Source organism: Pseudomonas extremaustralis (genome assembly GCF_900102035.1).
Classification (GTDB): Bacteria; Pseudomonadota; Gammaproteobacteria; order Pseudomonadales; family Pseudomonadaceae; genus Aquipseudomonas; species Aquipseudomonas extremaustralis.
Genome location: NZ_LT629689.1, coordinates 1,159,998 through 1,181,019, shown reverse-complemented (window position 1 = coordinate 1,181,019; position 21,022 = coordinate 1,159,998). Strand labels below are relative to the sequence as shown.

Genomic DNA, 21,022 nt, shown 5'->3' with positions numbered 1-21,022 from the left:
GCATAAACAGCCACGGGTGGGGTGTCTTTCAGGCAAATCTGAAGAAATGTGCAAGGGAGCGATTGACTCGCTCCCCCATCGAATAGATCGCCCTTGTTACTGCAGCAGATCCTTGATCTGGTCTTTGACCAGCAAACGTTTTTCCTTCAATTTCTTCACCTCCTCATCGCTGCCGTTCGCCTCTTCAGCGCTCACGACCGAACGGTCAGCCTCTGCGTATTTATCAAACAACGCGTTCAGATGAGGGCTTTTCGCCCGGTGGCCATCGACCTCTTCCTTGCTCAATCCCAAATCCTGATACAGGTCGTGTTTCACTGGCATGGCGTACCTCCGCAAGTTGATCAATGTGTACACCCTTGAAGCTAGCCCATTCCAAGGGCCCTTGTCATGCTCGAGGTCAATACATCTCCGTTCGTCGCAACGCCAGCGCGCGAATCAAACCTTTGCCGCGTCCCGCCCTCCACTGTAGATCGCCACTCGAGGGAGACCGGTTTCATGACCCATGCCGCCACCGCTGTCGACACGCAATGCATCAACACCCTTCGCACCCTGGCGATGGACGCCGTGCAGAAGGCCAATTCCGGCCATCCGGGCACGCCCATGGGCCTGGCTCCGGTGGGCTATACGCTGTGGAGCCGCTTCCTGCGCTACCACCCGGAACATCCCGATTGGCCCAACCGTGACCGCTTCGTGTTGTCGGTGGGGCATGCGTCGATGCTGCTGTATTCGCTGCTGCACCTGGCCGGCGTGGTCGAGATCGATGCCCAGGGCAGACGCTCGGGGCAACCGGCGATCAGCCTGGACGATATCAAGCAATTCCGGCAGATGGGCTCCAAGACTCCGGGCCATCCCGAGTACCGCATGACCACTGGCGTCGAAACCACCACCGGCCCCCTCGGCCAAGGCTGTGCCAACAGCGTCGGCATGGCCAAGGCCGGACGCTGGCTGGGCGAGCGCTTCAACCGCGACGGCCAGGTGCTGTTCGACTACAACGTCTACACCCTGTGCGGCGACGGCGACATGATGGAAGGCATCAGCAGCGAAGCCGCGTCCCTGGCCGGGCACTTGAAGCTGGATAACCTGTGCTGGCTCTACGACAACAACACCATCAGCATCGAAGGCCACACCGAGCTGGCCTTCAGCGAGGACGTGATCGCGCGCTTCCAGGCCTATGGCTGGCACACCATGCACGTAACCGATGCCAACGACCTGCGCGCCTTGAGCGATGCGCTGGCGACCTTCCAGGGCAATACCGGCGCGCCGACCCTGATCGTGGTCGACAGCGTGATCGGCTACGGCTCGCCGCACAAACACAACACCGCCGCGGCCCATGGCGAGCCCTTGGGCGCTGAGGAAATCCGCCTGACCAAAGCGGCGTATGGCTGGCCGCAAGACTCGAGCTTTCTGGTGCCCGATCAGGCGCGCACAGCGCTGCGCGATGCCTTGCTGGCGCGCAGCCGCCCGCTGTATGAGCAATGGAACCAGCGCCTGGCGCAGCTTGAGCAGGACGCCCCACAACTGGCCGACGAGCTGCGGCGCATGCGCGCGGGGGAAATGCCCGAGCATTGGCAGGCCGACTTGCCCGGCTTCGCCAGCGACGCCAAGGGCGTGGCCAGCCGCGCGGCCGGTGGCGACGTGCTGAATGCCTTCGCCCGGCAGATCCCGTGGTTGCTCGGCGGCTCGGCGGACCTGTCGCCCTCGACCAAGACCAACCTTACGTTCGACGGCGCCGGGCGTTTCAGTGCCGACGACTACAGCGGACGCAACCTGCACTTCGGTATCCGTGAACACGCCATGGGCGCGATCGCCAATGGCATGGCGCTGTCTTACCTGCGTCCGTACACCTCGACGTTCCTGGTGTTCAGCGACTACATGAAACCGCCGATCCGCCTGGCGGCCATCATGGAATTGCCGGTGGTCTTCGTGTTTACCCATGACTCGATCGGCGTCGGCGAGGACGGCCCCACCCACCAGCCCATCGAGCACTTGACCCAACTGCGCGCCACACCGGGGTTGCTGACCCTGCGCCCGGGCGATGCCAATGAAACGCGGGAACTCTGGACCGTCGCCCTGGCCCAGACCCATCGCCCCAGTTGTCTGGTGTTGTCACGCCAGCCTCTGCCGACGCTGGACCGGACCCGATACGCGGCGGCTACCGGCGCGGCCAAAGGCGCTTATGTGTTGGCGGGCGCGGACAGGCCCGAAGTGCTGCTGATCGCCACGGGCAGCGAAGTCAGCCTCGCGGTGGCGGCCTATGAACAGCTCGAGACTGAAGGCATTGCCGCGCAGGTCGTGTCGATGCCCAGTTGGGAACTGTTCGAAGAGCAGGACCAGGCCTACCGCGACAGTGTGTTGCCACCGACGGTAAAGGCCCGGGTCGTGGTGGAACAGGCCGGCCCCCTGGGCTGGGACCGTTATGTCGGGCAGACCGGCGCCAAAGTGGTGATGAACAGCTTTGGTGCATCGGCGCCGCTGGCCAAGTTGCAGGAGAAGTTCGGCTTTACCGTGGCGAATCTAGTGAAACAAGCCAAGGCACAAATCCAACTGCCCCAACACAAATAAACCTGTGGGAGGGGCTTGCTCCCGATTGCAATGGATCAGTCAGGAATGTTGTGACTGATATACCGCTATCGGGAGCAATCCCCCTCCCACACTGTTGAGCCTCTTCGGTTGTCAGGCCAGCTCTCGGGCCAGGAACGCTGCGGTGCGGCTTTTCTTGCTCTTGGCCACCGTCTGCGGCGTGCCGCTGGCTACCACCTTGCCTCCGAGGTCCCCTGCCCCCGGCCCGATGTCGATCACCCAATCGCTCTGGGCCACCACGCGCATTTCATGTTCCACCACGACCACCGTGTGGCCCGTGTCCACCAAGTGATTGAGCTGGCTGAGCAAGCGGTCGACATCCCGTGGATGCAAGCCGGTGGTGGGTTCGTCCAGCACGTACAAGGTGGCGCCACGGGCATTGCGTTGCAGCTCGGTGGCGAGCTTGATGCGTTGCGCTTCGCCGCCGGAGAGTTCGGTCGCGGGCTGGCCAAGGCGCAGATAGCCCAGGCCGATGTCGCGTAGCACCTGCAACGAACGCAACACGCCAGGCTGCTCGGCAAACACCTCGACCGCCTGTTCCACCGTGAGCCCCAGCACCTGGGCGATACTCAGGCCTTGCCACTCGATGGCCAGGGTTTCGGGGTTGTAGCGTGCGCCGTGGCAGGTCGGGCATGGCGCGTACACGCTGGGCATGAACAGTAATTCGACGCTGACAAAGCCCTCGCCTTCGCAATGGGGGCAACGGCCCTTGGCGACGTTGAAGGAGAACTGCCCGGCGTCGTAACCGTGTTTTTTCGCCGCCGCCGTGGCGGCGAACAGTTTGCGCACGTTGTCGAACAAACCGGTGTAGGTCGCCAAATTGGAGCGCGGGGTGCGGCCGATGGGTTTCTGGTCCACCTGCACCAGACGGCGGATGTGCTCCAGCCCGGCGCCGATGCACCCGCCGCTGGTCTGCGGAGCGTCGTCTTCCAGGCTCGGCTCTTCGTCGCTGTCCAGCCGACTGCCGAGGCCGCTGCCCACCAGTTCCAGCAACGCCTGGCTGACCAGGCTGGACTTACCCGAACCGGAAATCCCGGTCACCGCCGTAAAGCAGCCCAGCGGGAAATCCACGTCCAGGCCCTTGAGGTTGTTGCGCGTCACGCCTTCAAGCTTCAACCAGCCCTGGGGCTGGCGTTGCGGCGGGTTCGACGCACGCCGTTCGGCAAACAGGTATTCGCGGGTCTGCGAGGCCTCAATTTTGGCCAGCCCCGCCGGCGGCCCGCTGTACAGCACTTGCCCGCCATGCTCACCGGCCGCCGGGCCGACGTCGATCAGCCAGTCGGCCCGGCGCATGGTTTCCAGGTCATGCTCCACCACAAACAACGAATTGCCCGCGGCCTTCAAACGCTCGAGCGCGGCGAACAGCGCTTCGCCATCGGCCGGGTGCAGGCCCGCCGAAGGTTCATCCAGCACATAGATCACGCCGAACAGCTGCGAGCCCAACTGCGTGGCCAGCCGCAAACGCTGCAACTCGCCGGACGACAAGGTCGGCGTACTGCGCTCCAGGGACAGATAGCCCAGGCCCAGTTCGGTCAAGGTACTGACCCGCTCGAGCAAATCCTCGGCGATGCGTTGGGCCGCCAGGCGCTTTTCCACCGACAGTTTCATCGTGTCCTGCCCCGCCGCCACCGGGCGCAGCACCTCGGCCAATTGGGTCAGCGACAGCTGCGACAGCGCGCCAATATCCAGCCCGGCAAACGTCACCGACAACGCCGCCCGGGTCAACCGTTTACCCTCGCACAATGGGCAGGGGCTGCCCTGCATGAACTGCGACACGCGCTTTTTCATCAGCGCGCTCTGGGTGTGGGTGAAGGTGTGCAGGATGTAGCGCCGCGCCCCGCTGAAGGTGCCCTGGTAACTCGGCTCCAGCTTGCGCTTGAGCGCCTCGCGGGTCTGCTCGGGGGTGAAACCTGCGTACACCGGCACGGTGGGGGTTTCTTCGGTGAACAGGATCCAGTCGCGCTGTTTTTTCGGCAACTCGCGCCATGGGATATCGACGTCATAGCCCAGGGTCACGAGGATGTCGCGCAGGTTCTGCCCCTGCCACGCCAACGGCCAGGCCGCCACCGCGCGCTGGCGGATGGTCAGGGACGGATCGGGCACCATCAGCGCCTCGGTCACTTCATACACGCGGCCCAGGCCATGGCATTGCGGGCACGCGCCCTGGGGCAGGTTCGGCGAAAAATCCTCGGCATACAGCATCGCCTGCCCCGGCGGATAGCTACCGGCGCGGGAGTAAAGCATGCGGATCAGACTCGACAAGGTGGTGACACTGCCCACCGACGACCGCGCACTCGGCGTGCCGCGCTGTTGTTGCAGGGCCACGGCCGGCGGCAGGCCTTCGATGGAATCCACATCCGGCACGCCGACCTGGTCGATCAAGCGCCGCGCATAGGGCGCCACCGACTCGAAATAACGGCGCTGGGCCTCGGCATACACCGTGGAAAACGCCAGGGACGATTTGCCCGAGCCCGATACGCCGGTGAACACCACCAGGGCATCCCGCGGAATATCCACATCGACGTTGCGCAAGTTATGTTCGCGGGCACCGCGCACACGCACAAAGCCTGGGCGCTGGGCAGTGATCGGGGGAGTGTTGCGCTGTGAAGTCATGGTCGGCCTTGTGTGGCGATAAGCACGCTGCGCCCCCATTGCGCCAGGGCTGCGGGGATGGAGGGTTTCAGGGGGCATACGTTAGGGGGTAATCGCGGCAGACGCCACCGGCCTCAGTGAAAATCCCGACTGCGCACGCTGATGCCCTCCAGCAACGGCGTCAGGTCAGTCAACCGTCCGGCGATCAGGTGCCGCACCTCGCCCACCGCTTCCCAGCGCCCGTCGACTTTCAGCAGCCGCGAGCCCACCAATACGGCGCGCTGACGTTCTGCCAGATCGCGCCAGACCACCACATTGAGGTTGCCGAATTCGTCTTCCAGGGTCACGAACGTCACCCCGCTGGCCGTGCCCGGACGCTGCCGGCCAGTGACCAGCCCGGCGACGCTGACCGGCCGCCCATGCGCCACCGCCAGCAGTTCGTTCGAGCTGCGGCAGCGGCGTTTACGCAGTTCCGCCCGCAGCAGCGCCAAGGGATGGGGGCCGAGGGTGGTGCCGACGGTGGCGTAATCGGCGTGCAGGTCCTCGCCCACCGTCGGTGCGGGCAGTTCCACCGCCGCTTCGTCGGGGCTGGGCAAACCGGCAAACAAGCCCAGTTGCTTATGCACCCCCGCCACGTCCCAGCGCGCCTGATGGCGGTTACCGGCCAGGGCCCGCAAGGCTCCCGAATCCGCCAGCAACGCCTGGGCGCGGGCATCCAGCCCGGCGCGCGCGTCCAGGTCGGCGATGTCGCTGAACATACGGCGTTGGCGCGCCACTTCGATACGCCGCCCATCCTCTTCGCGAAACCCCGCGATCATACGCAACCCCAGGCGAATCGCCGGTTGCGCACCGTCGATGGGTTCCAGGCTGCAATCCCAGTCGCTGGCCAGCACATCCACCGGGCGCACCTGCAAGCGATGGCGCCGCGCGTCCTGCAGGATCTGGTCCGGGCTGTAGAACCCCATGGGCCAGCTGTTGATCAGCGCACAGGCGAAGGCCGCCGGTTCATGGCATTTGAGCCAGCAACTGGCGTAGGTCAGCAAGGCGAAACTGGCCGCGTGGGACTCGGGAAAGCCATAGCTGCCAAAGCCCTTGATCTGCTCGAAGATCTGCGCGGCAAACGCCTCGCTGTAGCCGTTCTTCAACATCCCGTTGCGCAGGCGCGCCTGATGGGGCTCCAGGCCACCGTGGCGTTTCCAGGCGGCCATGGAACGGCGCAACTGGTCGGCCTCGCCGGGGCTGTAGTCGGCGGCGACCATAGCGATCTGCATCACTTGCTCCTGGAACAACGGAATACCCAGGGTGCGCTTGAGCACCGTTTCAAGTTCCGGCGACGGATAGGTGGCGGGCTCCTCTTTGTTCCGCCGGCGCAGGTACGGGTGCACCATGCCGCCCTGGATCGGCCCGGGGCGCACGATGGCCACCTCGATCACCAGATCGTAGAAGGTCCTGGGCTTGAGCCGGGGCAACATCGACATCTGCGCCCGCGACTCGATCTGGAACACGCCGATGGTGTCGGCCTTGCTGATCATCGCGTAGGTGGCCGGGTCTTCCCTGGGGATCGTCGCCAGGGCCAGGTCGCGACCACGATGGCGGCGCAGCAGGTCGAAACAGCGGCGGATCGCGCTGAGCATGCCCAGGGCGAGGATGTCCACTTTGAGCAGGCCGACGGCGTCGAGGTCGTCCTTGTCCCACTGGATAATGGTGCGCTCGGCCATGGTGGCGTTTTCCACCGGCACCAGGGTGTCGAGCGGGTGTTCGGAAATCACGAAACCGCCGGGGTGCTGGGACAGGTGCCGGGGGAAACCGATCAGTTGCTGGGTGAGGCTCAGCACGCGGCGCAGGATCGGGCTGTGCGGGTCGAAGCCGGCTTCACGCAGCCGCTCCAGCGGCGGCGCATCGTCGCTCCAGCGCCCGCAACAGTCGGCCAGGGCGTTGATCTGGTCCGGCGGCAGGCCCAGGGCCTTGGCCACGTCGCGCACCGCCCCAGAGGCGTGATAACTGCTGACCACCGCCGTCAGCGCCGCACGGTGACGGCCGTAGCGCTGGAACACGTACTGCAGCACTTCTTCGCGGCGGTCATGTTCAAAGTCCACGTCGATGTCCGGCGGCTCATTGCGTTCCTTGGACAAAAAGCGCTCGAACAGCATGTTGGTCAGGCTCGGGTCGATCTCGGTGATCCCCAGGGCAAAACACACCGCCGAGTTGGCTGCCGAGCCCCGGCCCTGGCACAGAATCCCGCGGCTGCGGGCGAAGCGCACGATGTCGTGCACGGTGAGGAAATAGCTTTCGTAGCCCAGTTCGCCGATCAACGTCAGTTCGTGATGGATCTGCTGCAAGGTCTTGGCATCGACGCCGTGGGGCCAGCGCTGGGCGATGCCGGTTTCGGTGACGCTGCGTAGCCAGGAAGTGGCGTCATGCCCGGCGGGCACCAGTTCGCGGGGGTAGTGATAGCGCAACTGGCTGAGGTCGAAGGTGCAGCGCTGGGCGATGGCCAGGGTTTCGTCGCGCAGCGCCTGCGGGTACAGCGCGGCCAGGGCGTCGAGGCTGCGCAGGTGGCGCTCGCCATTGGGGTGCAGGCGCGTGCCGGCGTCGGCCACCGGCACGTGATGGCGGATGGCGGTCATGGTGTCTTGCAGGGCACGCCGACCCCGCGCATGCATGTGCACATCGCCACAGGCCACCGCCGGGATTTGCAGGCTGGCGGCCAGTTGCAGGCGTTGCTCCAGATGACGCCCATCGTCCTGGCCGCAATGCAGGTGCACCGCCAGCCACAGGCGCTCGGCGAAGGTACGGCGCAGCCAGTCGATCGAGGCCTGGGTGTCGCTGTCTGCGGCGACCCACAGCGCCAGCAGGCCGGGCAGCGGTTGCTCGAAGTCTTCTGGCAGCAGGCGATAACTGCCTTTTTCGGCGCGGCGCCGAGCCAGGGTGATCAGCCGGCACAGGTGCTGGTAGCCGCTGAGGTCCTGCACCAGCAACACCAGTTTCGGGCCGTTTTCGATGCGCATCTCGCTGCCGATGATCAGCGGCAACTCCACCGCCTTCGCCGCCTGCCAGGCTCGCACGATGCCGGCCAAGGTGCATTCGTCGGTGATCGCCAGGGCGCTGTAGCCTTGGCGTTTGGCGCGCTCGAACAACTCCAGCGCACTGGAGGCCCCGCGCTGGAAACTGAAATTGGACAAGCAATGCAACTCGGCATAACTCACAACCACGCCCCCCCGTAGGAGCGAGCTTGCTCGCGAAGACCGTCAACGATGACGGGCAAAACCTGGATAAACCCGGTGCCCTGGGGTTTTTCGCGAGCAAGCTCGCGCCTACAGGGGGCTTGGGCGTTCATGCGAACCAGCCTTGCAGCCACAGTCCATCGCTTTGCCCCACGCTGCGAAAGGCCCAGCCTTGCTGGCCGGCGCGGGTCTGGATCAGGTAGTAATCGCGGCGGATATCCGCGCCGTCCCACCAGCCGGATTCGATGCGTTCCGGGCCCATGAGGATCTGCACGCCCTGCTCGTCCAGCAACGTCGGTTCATCGAGCAACCAGCCAGGGCGTTGCACCTTGTTCAAGGTCGGGCACGGGTGTTTATCGGTCGCCGCTTGCCAGGCGCATTCGGGGCGGTGGTCGGCGTGAAAACGCAGGCCTTGCACGGCCTCATCGCCCAGGCGGGCGCGCAGGCGTTCGCGCAGTTGTTCCCACGGCAGCGTCTGTTGCGGACGGTTGTCGAACAGGTCCTGGCGCTGCGGCACGAACACCGGCAAATCCTCGGCCACCAGGCGAAAGCCGCGCACCGGCGCGCTCACTTGCACTTGCTCCAGGCGCCCACGGGCCAGTTCGAACAGCATCGCCGGTTCGCGCTCGGCGCTGAGCAGGCCGACCTTGATCACACTGTCGGGCGCCTGGGCGTGTTCCAGGTGCAGGTCGAAACGCTGCACGCCACTGTCGCGGCCGCAGAGGAACGCCGACAGATCAGCGGTCAAGCGACGCAGGGGAAACAGCAGAGCCTGATGGGATTGCACGTCGAAATTCAACTCGATGCGCACATCGAAGCGATCCGGCGGCTGATAGAACGCCAGGGCCAAGGGCCGCTGTCCGGTCAGCGCATCCAGGTGCTTGAGCAGGCTGGCATCAAAGCGCCGCGCCAGGGTGTGCCGGGGCAGCGCCTGCACCTGGGCCAGGGTGCGCAGGCCCATGCGCGACAAGGCCGTGGCGGCCGCCGGGTCGAGGCCGGCGCGGTCGATGGGCAGCGGCGCCAGGGCGTGCGGCAACGCCTCATCGCCGACGGCCAGACCATCGTGGAGATTGGCCAACACCCGCGCCGCCGCCGGATTCGGCGCGGCGACGATACGGTGACGAAACCCCAGCTCGGTCAGTTCCTGCCGCAAGCGCGCCTCGAACTGCGGCCAGGGCCCGAACAGCCCCAGGCTCGATTCGATCTCGAACAGCAACGCGCGCGGGTAATACACGCTGACCTGGGAGCTGAAGCGATAGGCCCAGGCGGCGAGAAACTGCTGCCAGCGCTCGATCTCCACCGGGTCGTATTCGGCGCAGGTAAAGGTTTTGACCAGAGCATGGGCCGCCGTCAGGGATTGGCCGGAACGCAGGCCCAGGGCGCGGGCCGCGTCATTGACGGTTTGTAGCACGCGCCGCTGCGGCGTGCCGGCCAGCAGCGCGAGCGGTTGGGCCGGGTCGGGATGCAGGCGCTGCACCCCGTCCAGCGCCAATTGCGGAAAGACAATACACACCCAGCGCATGGCAACCTCAGTGCCCCGCCAGGGCAATCGGCGTCGGATGGGCCAGGCCGCCCCGGCATTTGAGCACCCGCACACGGGCCGGTTTGGCCTCGACGACCAGGCGCAGGGCGGCGGGCGAGGCATTGATCGCTTCGCTCAAGGCGCGCCAGGCAAACGCCAGGGTCTGCCCGGTTTCCGCCGCCACCTGCAAACGCCGCAGCGCGCGGTCATCGGCCTTGCGCGGCCAGCACAGCACCGCGCCGCAACTGCCGGAACGCAGGCATTGTTCCACCGCCCACAACGCATCGCGCTCCTCGGCCCGGACCACCGAGAGCTGACGCAAATCCACCCCGGCGTTCTGCCAGGCATGGGGATACGGCGTGTAGGGCGGCGCCACCAATACAATGCGCTCCCCCGCCGCCGACAACCGCGCCAGGGTCGGCAGCACCAATTGCAGTTCGCCCACGCCGTCCTTGGCCACAAGGATTTCGCTCAAGGCCGACTCCGGCCAACCGCCCGTGGGCAACACCGCATCCAACGCCGCCAGCCCGGTGGGGTGCACGCTGGCCGGCGGCGCGACAGGCCGGCCCTTCCATACGCGGCCGCCATTGAACAGCGAATCCAACGCAACGACGGCGCCCATCAGCCTTGCCTCACCAGGCCGCAGAACACCCCTTCGATGGCCAGGTCCTGGTCGGGGCCGACCACGATGGGTTGATACGCAGGGTTACGCGGCAACAGACGCACCTGCTCGCCGTGACGCTCGAAACGCTTGATGGTGACTTCACCGTCCAGGCGCGCCACCACGATCTGCCCATTCACGGCCTCGGCACTGCGCCGCACGCCCACCAGGTCGCCGTCGAGAATACCGTCCTCGATCATCGAATCGCCCTGCACTCGCAGCAGGTAATCCGGGGTTTTGGTGAAGGTGGCGGGATCGAGTTGCAAGCGGCTGTGCACGTCGGCATCGGCGCCGATGGGCAAGCCGGCGGCCACGCGCCCGAGCACGGGAACATCCAGCCATTCGGCGCGCGCGGGCTGGTTGAGCAGGCGAATGCCACGGGCCTGGTTGGGGTTGACCTCGATGAAACCGGCTTCGGTCAGCGCCACCACGTGTTTGCGCGCGACACTGCGCGAGGCAAAGCCAAACGCCTCGGCGATCTCGGCGAGGCTGGGGGATTGGCCTTGCTGCGCGATACGGTCGCGGATAAAGGTCAGGATGGCGGTACGGCGGGGGGTCAGAGTCGTCATGGAGTACATTTGTACTCCTGTAGGAAGTTTCTGACAATAGGCCTGTCATCACGATGACGCGAGTCGCCAGAATGAACGCGGCGCCTGGGGATTTTCCGTCGGCGTCGGTGACCTAAACCGCCACCCCTCGCCCCGCGCGTTCCAGGTTGCGCCACAACCAGGGCGGCAATACATCCGGGTCGAGGCTGTCGATCAGGTTTTTCAAGCCCAATCCCAACTCCGTGTCCCCCTCGATCACTAACCGTCGCCGAAAGAACAACGTATCCGGATCTTCCTGGCGGCTGGCCAGCAACAAAAACTCTCGCCAGTTGCCGCTGATGCTCACCTGGGCCTCGGCTTTTTCAGCGATCCGCAGCCCCTCCCGCGCCAGGGTCAGGTACCAGCACAACCCCAGGTCGGGGATGCGCAGGCACAGCCAGCGTCCGCGCAACAGGTCGAAGCCGCCGTCGCGCAGCGGCTGCGCCAGGCTGCGGTTGAGGGCCTGCTGCAAGGCCAGGCGCTGTACGCCGAAAGGCACGTGGCGGATCAACGGGAGGAAGCGGTCGGCGCCCTTGAGCAGCCATTGTTTGCGACTCAGCACAGGCCCACCTCCTCGACCCGCAGCATGCCGGCCTGGCCATGCCAGTAGCCGTTGCAGCCGCCGACGAACAGCGGCGGCGCGGCGCCCTGGCGGACCTGGTCGAACGCCTGGACCACTTCCACCATGCCTTCGGCCCGTGGGCTCAGGCGCAGCAGGTCGGCGCCGCTGTTGACCAATCCAGGGTAATCGGCCAGCAGGTTGGTGACGTCGGCCGACATTGTCTGGATGCCGTTCAAGGTGAACAGCGCCTGTCCTTCCTGGCTGGTCAATGCCATGCCGTCGGGGTAATTGAGGCAGCAGAACTGGCAATCGTCCTTGGGCCGGTTCTCGGCGCGGGCAGTGAAGCAGCGCGCCGAATACGCCAGGGGCAGATGGCCGTAGGCGAAGATTTCCACCTCGGGCAGCGTCCGCCCAAGTTCGCGCACTTGCGCCAGGACATCGGCGATCAAGCCCTGGGAACACTCCACCGGCGGCACCCAGCGCACCATGCCCGCGTCGAGCAATTGCACCAGAGCATGGCCGTTGTAGAGGTTGAGCGCCGGGCCGCCGACGAAGGGTAATTTGCGCTCGATCAGCATCTGCACCGCGCCCATGTCGTTGGCTTCCACCAACAGTTCGCCGTTGTCGCACAGGCGGCGCAGGCTCGACAGTTCGGAGGCGGCTTCGATCAGGGTCAGGCTCGACAACACGATCTGCGCCTGGCTGCACGCCTGCAATTCGCGGCCCAGCCCCAGCCATTGATCCAGGGACAGCGCGCGGCGTTTGGCGCACACGGTTTCCCCCAGGTAAATCACGTCCAGGGGCAAGCCGGCCATGTCCGAATAGAAGCGCCCCAAGTGTTCCTTATCCCAATAAAACAGCACCGGTCCCAGGCTGAGTTTCATCTGTGTCTCCTCACTGCCACGCACGATGGTAGGCGCCGAGCGTGGTCTGGCTGCCTTCGGATAACCCGGCCAGCACCTGGCGCCACTGGTCCTTGACTACAAAACCGGCCGGCGCGCTGCGGTGGGCGTCTAGCGCGGCGCGCCAGACCCGGGTGACTTGTTCCACATAGGCCGGGCTGCGTTGCCGACCTTCGATCTTGACCGCCGCGACACCGATGGCACTGAGCTCCGGCAGCAGGTCGAGGGTGTCGAGGCTGGTGGGCTCCTCCAGCGCATGAAAGCGCTTGCCGCCGACCAGGAAACGGCCTTTGCACAGGGTCGGGTAGCCGGCGGGCTCGTCCGGGGTGTAGCGGTCGATCAACACGTCGCTCAAGCGTGCGCTCAACCCGGCGGCGTCCTCGCTCCAGCGCACTGCCTTGGCCGGCGAACACACGCCGCACAGGTTGGGCGACTCGCCAGTGATGTAGGACGACAAGTGGCAACGCCCCTCGGCCATGATGCACAGGCTACCGAAGCCGAAGACTTCGATCGGCACCGGGCTGCTGGCGGCCACTTGCTTGACCTGGGCCAGGGACAGCACGCGAGGCAACACCGCGCGCCGAATGCCGTAGCGCTCGACATAGAACTTCAGCGCCGCCGCGTGGGTGGCCGAGCCCTGCACCGACAAGTGCAAGGCCATGTGTGGATGCTGCCGGGCGGCGTAGTCGAGCACGCCGGGGTCGGCGGCGATCAGCGCGTCCACACCGTGGTCCGCCGCGCGGTCGACAGCGCGCTGCCAACGTGCCCAGATCTTCGGTTGCGGGTAGGTGTTGACCGCCACGTACAGCTTGCGCTGGTGCTGGCGAATAAAGGCGACGGCACCGTCGAACTGTTTGTCGTCCATGTTCAGCCCGGCGAAATGCCGGGCGTTGGTGTCATCGCGAAAGCCGACATACACCGCATCGGCGCCTTGGCGCACCGCGGCTTTGAGCGCAGGCAGGTTGCCTGCGGGGCAGACCAGTTGCATGGGGGTTCCTCACTGAAAGTCGGCAAAAGACAAAAAGGCCACCGGCGCATCCCTGACCACCAACTGCTCGCGTTCGACGATCACCAGGCCGTCGGCCCAGCACGCCGCGGTGAGCATGGCCGAACTCTGCTGGGGGTGCAGGATCGCGCGCAATTGCCCATCCTCGCCGGGCACCAGGCGCGCACGCAGGTACTGGCGACGACAGTTGGGCTTGAGCCATTCAAAACCGGCCGGCACCGGGATTGGCACCGGCAGTACCCGTTCCATCCCCTGGGCACGCAACAGGAACGGGCGCACCACCACCAGCGCCGTGATCAGCGCCGCCGACGGGTTGCCCGGCAACCCCAGCCACGGTTTGCCGGCCACGTTGCCAAACGCCAGGGGCTTGCCGGGCTGGATCGCCAGGCGCCAGAAGTCGACGCGGCCGAGTTCTTCGATGGCTTGTTTGAGATGGTCCTCCTCCCCTACCGACACACCGGCGGAGGTCAGCAGCACGTCGCATTCGGACGCGGCCAGGGCCAACGCATCGCGGCTGGCGGCAAGTTCGTCGGCCATCACCCCGTAGTCATAGACCTCCACGCCCCAGCCGCGCAGCAACGCGGCCAGGGCATGCCGGTTGCTGTTGTAGATCTGCCCCGGCACCAGCGCCTCGCCCGGTTCGCGCAGTTCGTTGCCACTGCTGAGCAGGCACACCCGCAGCGGGCGATAGACTTTCAAGCGCGGGATGCCGGCCGAGGCAAGCAGGCCGATGTCCTGGGCGCGCAGGCGTTTGCCGACGGCGATCAGGGTCTGGCCGCGGCGCAATTCTTCACCCTGCTTGCGCACGTGCTCGCCGGCACGTACCGGCGGGCACCAGATGCGCTGGCCATAGCTGCGACAGCGTTCCTGGGGCACCACCGTGTCCGCGCCGGGCGGCAATGGTGCGCCGGTGAAGAGGCGCACCGCCTGTCCGGCCTGCACGTTCGCGGTGCTGTGCTGCCCGGCGGCGATGCGCCCGGCGAGCATCAGGTAGCCGCCCTCCGCCGGCACGTCCTCGGCGCGCAGGGCGTAGCCGTCCATGGCGCTGTTGTCGAAGCCGGGCAAGTCCAGGGGCGAGAACAGCTCTTCGGCGATGACCCGCCCCAGCGCCTGCTCCAGCCCGATCACCTGGGTGGCGGGCGGCGGCGGTGCCTGGGCCAGCAGCGTGGCAATCGCCTCGTCCACCGGCATCAGGTGCCCGCTGTCACACACCGAGGTGCTCATGACCGCGCCTCGCAGGCCTGCAGGATTTGCTCGACCTGAGGCTTGAGGTGCGGCACGAAGTTGCACGGGCCGGTGCGGCTGTCCAACTGCCCGACGAGGATCTGATCCCAGGCGGTTCGACACGCCCCCGGCGAACCCGGCATGCAGCACACCAGCACGCCATTGCTGAGGCCGGCCAAGGCGCGGGACTGCAAGGTCGAGGTACCGATTTCGGCCAGGGACACCTGGCGGAACAGCTCCCCGAAACCGTCCACTTGTTTGTCCAGCAACGGCAGCACCGCCTGGGGCGTGTTGTCGCGGACGGTGAAGCCGGTGCCGCCGGTCATCAGCACCACTTGCACGTCGGGATCGGCGATCCACAGGGAGACCTGGGCGCGGATCTGGTAGATATCGTCGATCACCAGGCCACGGTCGACCAGCACATGCCCGGCGCCCTGGAGGCGGTCCACCAGAGTCTGGCCGGAGGTGTCGGTGTCGAGGGTGCGGGTGTCGCTGATGGTCAGGACCGCGATGTTCAGGGGCACGAAATTGCGTTGTTTCAAATGGGCCATGAGCAAGGCTCCAGGTGTGAAGAAAGTGATCGTCAGCCTGCGCCGCAACGGGCGCAGGGCCTATTCCTCGAAGGAGGTACCCCGTTCAGGGAGCCAGGCGCGTGCGCTGCCAGGTCGCGTCATGCAAGCGATAGTCGAGGCGGTCGTGCAGGCGGTTGGGGCGGCCTTGCCAGAACTCGATGCGGCGCGGTTGCAGGCAGTACCCGCCCCAGTGTTCGGGCCGTGGCGGTTGCCGGCCGGCGAAATGCTCGGTGACCTCGCGCAAGCGGGTGTCCAGCTCGCTGCGATGGCTCAGGGCCTGGCTCTGGGGCGAGGCCCAGGTGCCCAACTGGCTGGCGGCCGGGCGCACGTCGAAATAGTCGTCCGACAGTTGCTCATCGACTTTCACCACCGGCCCTTCAACGCGCACCTGACGCTCCAGGCCCGGCCAGAAAAACGTCATGGCGGCGTGGGGATTGCTCGCCAATTCCTGGCCCTTGGCGCTCAGGTAATGGCCAAAAAAGAACAGCCCCTGGGCGTTGAACCCCTTGAGCAGCAGCATGCGGCAGTGGGCGTGTCCGTCACGGTCGACCGTGGCCAGGGCCATGCTGTTGGCCTCGGCGGGCGGCACTTCGGTCTTGCGCGCCTGGTTGAGCCACTGGTCGAATAACTCCATGGGATCGGCCGGCACCCCGTCATCGCGTAAACCATAAAGGGTGTAGTTACGGCGCAATTGCGCAAGAGACAGGGGCATGGCGCGATCCTCGAAAAAGTTCGCCACAGTGTGGGAACCGCCACGCGTTTAGCCCTTGACCACGATCAACATTCGCCCGCGGCATGGCGACGCACGCCATGACTTGAGGCCCAACCGTCGCGTCAGCTTGTGCAGGTTGCTCGAATCCACCCCCAGCCCAGTTGCCGGTGCAATGCTCCAGGGCCTGCGCGAGCCCATCCACCTGGAAAACCACCTGCTGTTTGCCTGCGCGATCAACCCGGCGGCCTGATCAGCGCAGCATCCACTTGGCGAGGATCACGATCAGCACCATATGCCCCAGGATGCTGCGACGAATCCACGTCGCTCGCCTGGGGCTCAGGCGCTGGTGACTCAGCAGGTAGGCCAGCCACAGGTAGTGGCCGATGATGCTCAGCGCCAACAGGATTTTCAGGCTCAGCAGCGCCGCGAAACGGCTGCCCCACGGCACGCTCAACACTGCGCGGTAGTGCCAGGCCAGGCCGATGCCGGCGCCGTACAGCAGCACCACGACGCCATGCAGCACTTGGCGCGAGCGTCGGGCAATGGCGTGGTCAGAGGTGAATTGCGCCGACCAGGCCAGTTCCTCACGGGCGCTGTGCCAGATCACTACTTCGAAAAACAGCGTGCCGATAAAGGCCATCGCCGCCAGCAGATGCACGATCAACAGCCATGAATAGAGCATGACGTTCTCCTAACCCGGATGCCCATCGACCCGCGCTTGCCACAGCATCGGGCCATAACGCCACAGGTACAGACCCAGCCCGAGCGTCCAGCACAATCCGGCCAGCCACAGCGCGGCCAATGGCAACCACAGCACCAGCGCGACCCGGCTTATACACGCGAGGTTGAGCAGGACAAACGCCAGGGTCATCCCCGCCGGCGGCTGCAATGGACGACCGGTATGACCCAGGCTGACGCGGGCGATCATCGCCAGGATCAAGCCGCCCATGGCGCCAATGGTCAACGCATGCACGGCCAGGCTGGGGTTGAGCGGCGCACCGAAGTGCCACAGCGCCATGCCCAGGCACGCCACGGCCAGCCATGCATACGCCAGGTGCAACGACCACAGCAGCGGCACGCGCCACAGGCCAAGGTCATGCCAGCGCACCAGGCGCAGCAGGTGCCCGAGCCCCAGGCCGGCAAACAGCAGGCCGATCCACAGGTTGGCCGAAAGCGCCGGCCCCGCCCCATAGAGCAGCGCGACCAGCATCGAGGCGCCGAGCAACAGGCGGTCCAGCCACGGCCAGGGCTTGACCGCCTCGACCCGGCCCAGACCACGCTGGGTAAAAAACGGAATCACCCGGCCGCCGATCAGGCCCATCATCGCCGCCACCAGCCACAGGCCGGTCAGCACCGCCTGGCGTTGCAAGCCCAGGTCATTGCGCAGCAAGCCATACAGCGACAGCGCATCGGCCACCGCCAGCAACGCCAGCACCAGCACAATCGGGTAGTTGCGCTTCTGCCGCACCTGCCACAAGGTCCAGCCCATCACACCGGCCACGGCCAGGGGAAAAGCCAGTTCCAGCACCGCCAGCAGCGGCCAATGCAGGTCGAACAACCAGCCCAGGCGTGCCGCCAGCCACAGTCCGGCGAGCAGCGCCAAGGCGTGGCCGCTGATGCCCGGACGACCGGTCCAGGTCTGCACCGCCGTGAGCAGGAACCCGGCGATGATCGCCAGGCCAAAGCCGAACAGCAGTTCATGGCGGTGCCAGGCCAGCCAGCCGCCAGCCGGTTGCCAGGCGCCGACGTGACCGCCAAGGGCCAGCAGCCACAGGGGGATCGCCACTGCCGCCAACAGGCAGGCACCGAGGAAGAATGGCCGGAAAGCCAGGCGGAACAACGGATGAATCGACATCGCCTTGCGTCGATCGAGCACTTGCATAACACGGCCTCCCTTCAGGACTGCGACGATCTTGCGCCGATGCGTGTGGATTGCCCTTGTCTTAAATCAAGTCGCCATCCAAGCCAAAGGATTACCCTCGCGCCTGTATCCACACCGTCCCCCGGAGCCATGATGAAAAACGCCTGTGTCCCCCTCGCCTGGTTTGTGATCCTCGGCTCCATGCTGGCAGCCGCCAGCGGCCTGTCCCTGGTGCTGGTGTGAACGCGCCGCTGATACTCAGGGAACCAGGCAAGGTCTTGCATCGCGTGCACCATCAAATCCTGCGCGGCCACCACTTGTTCGAGCCGCTGAACGAGCAGGAACTCGACGAGTTGATGGCCAGCAGTCAGTTGCTCAGCATCGACAAGGGCGAGCCGCTGTTCCGCCAGGGCGAACCTGCCGATGCGTTCTACTTCGTGATTGCTGGCGCGGTGAAGATCTACCGGCTGACCCCCGATGGCCAGGAGAAGGTCTTCGAGGTGATCAGCGAGCGGCAGACCTTCGCCGAAGCCATGATGCTGATGGACACCCCCAACTATGTGGCCTGCGCCGAAGCGGTGTGCCCCACGCAGTTGTACCGCGTGTCCAACGCCACCTACATGCGCCTGTTGCGCGGCAACAGCCGCCTGACCTTCGCCCTGCTCGGCAAGTTGTGCGTGCGCCTGCACCAGCGGGTCAACGAGATCGAAACCCTGTCGCTGAAAAACGCCACGCACCGCGTGGTGCGCTACCTGCTGACCCAATTGATGCACTTGTCCAGCACCGACAGTTGTTTCGAGCTGCCCATGGCCAAGCAATTGATCGCCGGGCATTTGTCGATCCAGCCGGAGACGTTCTCGCGGATTATCCGGCGCCTGATCGATGAAAAAATCATCACCCAGGACGGTCGCCAGATTGTCATTCTCGATCGCCTGCGCCTGGAGCAGTTCGAGTGAAGACCTGCCTGTACTGCCAACAGCGCCATGCCGATGCGCGCCAGGCGTGCACCGCCTGTGGCATGGCCCTGCCCGCCTCCAACGTCAATGTGCAAGCGCGGCGCTTGCAGCGTTTCCAGTGGTTCTGCCTGAGCCTGGCGCTGGGTTGCATCGCCCTGTTCTTCTGGTTGCCGCGCGACTTCTACTGACGTTCGGTCAACTGCCGATACAACTGCGGCAGGCGCAACGGCAAGTGTTCCGGCTGGCGGATCAGGGTGTAGCCATGGGCACCGAACATGTGCGGCAAGTAGTCCCCGGCCTGTTTGTCGATGGTGATGCAGAACGGGATCAGGCCCTGGCGCCGCGCCTCCACCACCGCCTGGCGGGTGTCCTCGACGCCGTAGCGGCCTTCATACAAATCCAGGTCATTGGGCTTGCCATCGGTCAGTAGCAACAACAACTTGCGCCGCTGTTTGCACGCGCCCAGCAAGCGCGTGGCCTGGCGAATCGCGGCGCCCATGCGTGTGTAGTAACCCGGTTTGAGCGCCTGGATGCAGCCACGGGCACGGTCGTCATAAGGTTGCTCGAAGGTCTTGAGCTGTTGCAGGCGTACGTCATGCCGGCGCAAGGACGAGAAGCCGTACAACGCAAACCCATCCCCCAGCCCAGCCAGGCTTTCAGCGAACAGCAACAGGCTGTCGCGGATCACGTCGATGACCTTTTGGTTGTCGTTCAAATGCGCGTCGGTGGACATCGACACGTCCGCCAGCAGCAGGCACGCCAGGTCGCGGTGAGTGTGCCGTTGCTCCTGATACAAGCCGCGTTCGGTGCAGGCGCCGACCTGGCGCTGGACCTGGAAATCCACCCAGGCTTGCAGGTCGAGTTCGGCGCCCTGGGGTTGCTGGCGCTGCCATTGGCGGTCGGTGCGCAGCTGCTGGAACTGCCGACGCAGACGCTGGGCCGGGCCGCGCAATCGGTCCGGCAAGGGTTGCGGCGCATCGGCGCGCGGCTGCATCAGTTGCAGGTTGACGAAGCCTTCCTGCAGACATTGCTGGCGGTAATCCCATTCGGGCAACTTGATACCGGCGCCGAGGGGGATGTCATCGACGTCGGCGGGCGGCAGGTCCAGGTGCAGCTTGAGGCCGCCGCTCTTGCGCACGCGCTGGCGCGACAGGCTCAACTGCTCCAGGTCTTCGGCAACGCGGGCGGCGTCCGGGTCTTCGCTGTCGTCGGTCCAGCGATCGAGGTCGACATGTTCGGTCCAACTGAACAGGTTTTCCAGGCGCACCACCAACAGGCCGCCGTCGCGGGTCGGGTCGTCCACGCGGCTGGCGCGTTTGGGCGCACCGTGTTGCTCGCCAGGGTGCGTGGCCAGGTCGTCGTCCTCCGCGTCGTCAAGGTCCAGGGCCTGGGGCGCGTCCAGGTGCTGCGCCGGGTACAGCCACAATGGCAACGGCCAGGCGGCCCTTTCGCTGCGCGGCAAGTGGCGCACGCTACCGGGTTCGCGCAGGGCCTTGCACAAGGCTTTTTCCAGGGCGGCTTCGCCGGGCTCGAGGCGGGCCGGGTCGGGACGCAAGGCCAGGTGGGCGTCCACCAGGCGCCGGTAGCTGGGCAGCAGCACCGGGTAGCGTTGCAGCAGCAGCCAGGTCCAGCGCTGGTTGTCGCGGGCCCAGTGGGTCATGGGGCCGGCGTGGGCCGCCAGCAGGGTCAGCCACCGATACAACTCCAGGTTCAGCGCGGCCGTGGGGTACACCGCCAGGCTCGACGGCAGGCGCAGGCGGTTGCCATCGCAGGAGGCCAGCGGCGCGTGCTTGCAGGTGCCGGCGATGCGCATCAAGAGGTTGCGGCGCAGCAGCAGGTCGCGCTCGCTGGCCGCTTCCAGCGAAATCCCGCTGGCCCCGCCCAGGGCGCGAAACAACAGGGCCAGGCTGCGCTGGCGGTCGACAAGCTCGACCCGCGCAGCCGGGAAATCGGCGCTCGCACGCCGGGTGATAAAGCGGTGCCAGGCACTGCCGACCCACTCTTCCAGCTCCAGGGTAAAGGCCATGGACAGACTCCAAACATTCGGTATTTGACCGGTAC

Annotated in this window: 19 protein-coding genes; 4 read left to right on the top strand and 15 right to left on the bottom strand. The window is 65.9% G+C overall.

The genetic code is table 11. The features are described 5' to 3' along the window. Nucleotides 1–96: 96 nt before the first annotated feature. Complete coding sequence (locus tag BLR63_RS05800) at nt 97–321, bottom strand: DUF465 domain-containing protein (RefSeq protein WP_010564608.1); 225 nt, start codon at nt 319–321, stop codon at nt 97–99. 174 nt (nt 322–495) lie between these two features. Here BLR63_RS05800 and tkt point away from each other — a divergent pair, with 174 nt between their 5' ends. Beyond that, on the top strand, nt 496–2,562 hold the full coding sequence (gene tkt / locus BLR63_RS05795) for a transketolase (protein WP_010564607.1): 2,067 nt from the start codon (nt 496–498) through the stop codon (nt 2,560–2,562). Nucleotides 2,563–2,673: 111 nt separating this feature from the next. Here the strand turns inward: tkt and uvrA are convergent, their stop codons facing one another. The 11 genes from uvrA to pdxH all read right to left on the bottom strand — a co-directional run bounded on the left by uvrA (nt 2,674) and on the right by pdxH (nt 16,144). Next, the gene (gene uvrA / locus BLR63_RS05790; protein ID WP_010564606.1) at nt 2,674–5,193 is read right to left on the bottom strand and encodes an excinuclease ABC subunit UvrA; all 2,520 of its coding nucleotides are present in this window, start codon (nt 5,191–5,193) and stop codon (nt 2,674–2,676) included. A 113-nt stretch (nt 5,194–5,306) separates the two neighbouring features. Beyond that, nucleotides 5,307–8,378 carry an error-prone DNA polymerase gene (locus BLR63_RS05785; RefSeq protein ID WP_010564605.1) on the bottom strand — a complete coding sequence of 1,024 codons (3,072 nt, stop codon included), beginning with the start codon at nt 8,376–8,378 and terminating at the stop codon, nt 5,307–5,309. Nucleotides 8,379–8,505: 127 nt separating this feature from the next. Further along, nucleotides 8,506–9,918, bottom strand: a complete 1,413-nt coding sequence (locus tag BLR63_RS05775; RefSeq protein ID WP_010564604.1) for a Y-family DNA polymerase — start codon at nt 9,916–9,918, stop codon at nt 8,506–8,508. Between the two features lie 7 nt (nt 9,919–9,925). Further along, nucleotides 9,926–10,540 carry a translesion DNA synthesis-associated protein ImuA gene (gene imuA / locus BLR63_RS05770; RefSeq protein ID WP_010564603.1) on the bottom strand — a complete coding sequence of 205 codons (615 nt, stop codon included), beginning with the start codon at nt 10,538–10,540 and terminating at the stop codon, nt 9,926–9,928. After that, nucleotides 10,540–11,157 carry a transcriptional repressor LexA gene (gene lexA, locus BLR63_RS05765; RefSeq protein WP_042946726.1) on the bottom strand — a complete coding sequence of 206 codons (618 nt, stop codon included), beginning with the start codon at nt 11,155–11,157 and terminating at the stop codon, nt 10,540–10,542. Before lexA ends, imuA begins: the two co-directional genes overlap by 1 nt. A 103-nt stretch (nt 11,158–11,260) precedes the next feature. Then, complete coding sequence (gene ubiT, locus BLR63_RS05760; protein WP_010564601.1) at nt 11,261–11,728, bottom strand: ubiquinone anaerobic biosynthesis accessory factor UbiT; 468 nt, start codon at nt 11,726–11,728, stop codon at nt 11,261–11,263. Continuing rightward, nucleotides 11,722–12,612, bottom strand: coding sequence for a U32 family peptidase (locus BLR63_RS05755; RefSeq protein WP_010564600.1), 891 nt, complete (start codon nt 12,610–12,612; stop codon nt 11,722–11,724). The genes ubiT and BLR63_RS05755 overlap by 7 nt, the downstream gene beginning before the upstream one ends. Nucleotides 12,613–12,622: 10 nt before the next feature. Continuing rightward, complete coding sequence (gene ubiU / locus BLR63_RS05750; protein WP_010564599.1) at nt 12,623–13,618, bottom strand: ubiquinone anaerobic biosynthesis protein UbiU; 996 nt, start codon at nt 13,616–13,618, stop codon at nt 12,623–12,625. Nucleotides 13,619–13,627: 9 nt separating this feature from the next. Then, nucleotides 13,628–14,860 (bottom strand): molybdopterin molybdotransferase MoeA, encoded by a 1,233-nt coding sequence (locus BLR63_RS05745; RefSeq protein ID WP_010564598.1) that lies wholly within the window; start codon nt 14,858–14,860, stop codon nt 13,628–13,630. Next, nucleotides 14,857–15,411 carry a molybdenum cofactor biosynthesis protein B gene (gene moaB, locus BLR63_RS05740; RefSeq protein ID WP_010564597.1) on the bottom strand — a complete coding sequence of 185 codons (555 nt, stop codon included), beginning with the start codon at nt 15,409–15,411 and terminating at the stop codon, nt 14,857–14,859. Before moaB ends, BLR63_RS05745 begins: the two co-directional genes overlap by 4 nt. Nucleotides 15,412–15,496: 85 nt before the next feature. Next, nucleotides 15,497–16,144, bottom strand: coding sequence for a pyridoxamine 5'-phosphate oxidase (pdxH, locus tag BLR63_RS05735; protein ID WP_010564596.1), 648 nt, complete (start codon nt 16,142–16,144; stop codon nt 15,497–15,499). Between the two features lie 55 nt (nt 16,145–16,199). Here pdxH and BLR63_RS31080 point away from each other — a divergent pair, with 55 nt between their 5' ends. Beyond that, a complete protein-coding gene (locus tag BLR63_RS31080; RefSeq protein WP_130926097.1) occupies nt 16,200–16,394 on the top strand; it encodes a hypothetical protein in 195 nt (64 codons plus the stop codon). On the opposite strand, the gene BLR63_RS05730 is transcribed toward BLR63_RS31080, so the two are convergent. Further along, a complete protein-coding gene (locus BLR63_RS05730) occupies nt 16,395–16,826 on the bottom strand; it encodes a membrane protein (RefSeq protein WP_010564595.1) in 432 nt (143 codons plus the stop codon). Nucleotides 16,827–16,835: 9 nt separating this feature from the next. Next, nucleotides 16,836–18,026 (bottom strand): NnrS family protein, encoded by a 1,191-nt coding sequence (locus BLR63_RS05725; protein ID WP_010564594.1) that lies wholly within the window; start codon nt 18,024–18,026, stop codon nt 16,836–16,838. Between the two features lie 218 nt (nt 18,027–18,244). Here BLR63_RS05725 and BLR63_RS05720 point away from each other — a divergent pair, with 218 nt between their 5' ends. Together BLR63_RS05720 and BLR63_RS05715 are read left to right on the top strand one after the other, a co-directional pair. Beyond that, complete coding sequence (locus BLR63_RS05720) at nt 18,245–18,961, top strand: Crp/Fnr family transcriptional regulator (RefSeq protein ID WP_010564593.1); 717 nt, start codon at nt 18,245–18,247, stop codon at nt 18,959–18,961. Further along, a complete protein-coding gene (locus BLR63_RS05715; protein WP_010564592.1) occupies nt 18,958–19,149 on the top strand; it encodes a hypothetical protein in 192 nt (63 codons plus the stop codon). The genes BLR63_RS05720 and BLR63_RS05715 overlap by 4 nt, the downstream gene beginning before the upstream one ends. Here the strand turns inward: BLR63_RS05715 and BLR63_RS05710 are convergent. Further along, nucleotides 19,143–20,987, bottom strand: coding sequence for a nitric oxide reductase activation protein NorD (locus tag BLR63_RS05710; RefSeq protein WP_010564591.1), 1,845 nt, complete (start codon nt 20,985–20,987; stop codon nt 19,143–19,145). The two genes, BLR63_RS05715 and BLR63_RS05710, sit on opposite strands and share 7 nt — an antisense overlap. Nucleotides 20,988–21,022: the final 35 nt, after the last annotated feature.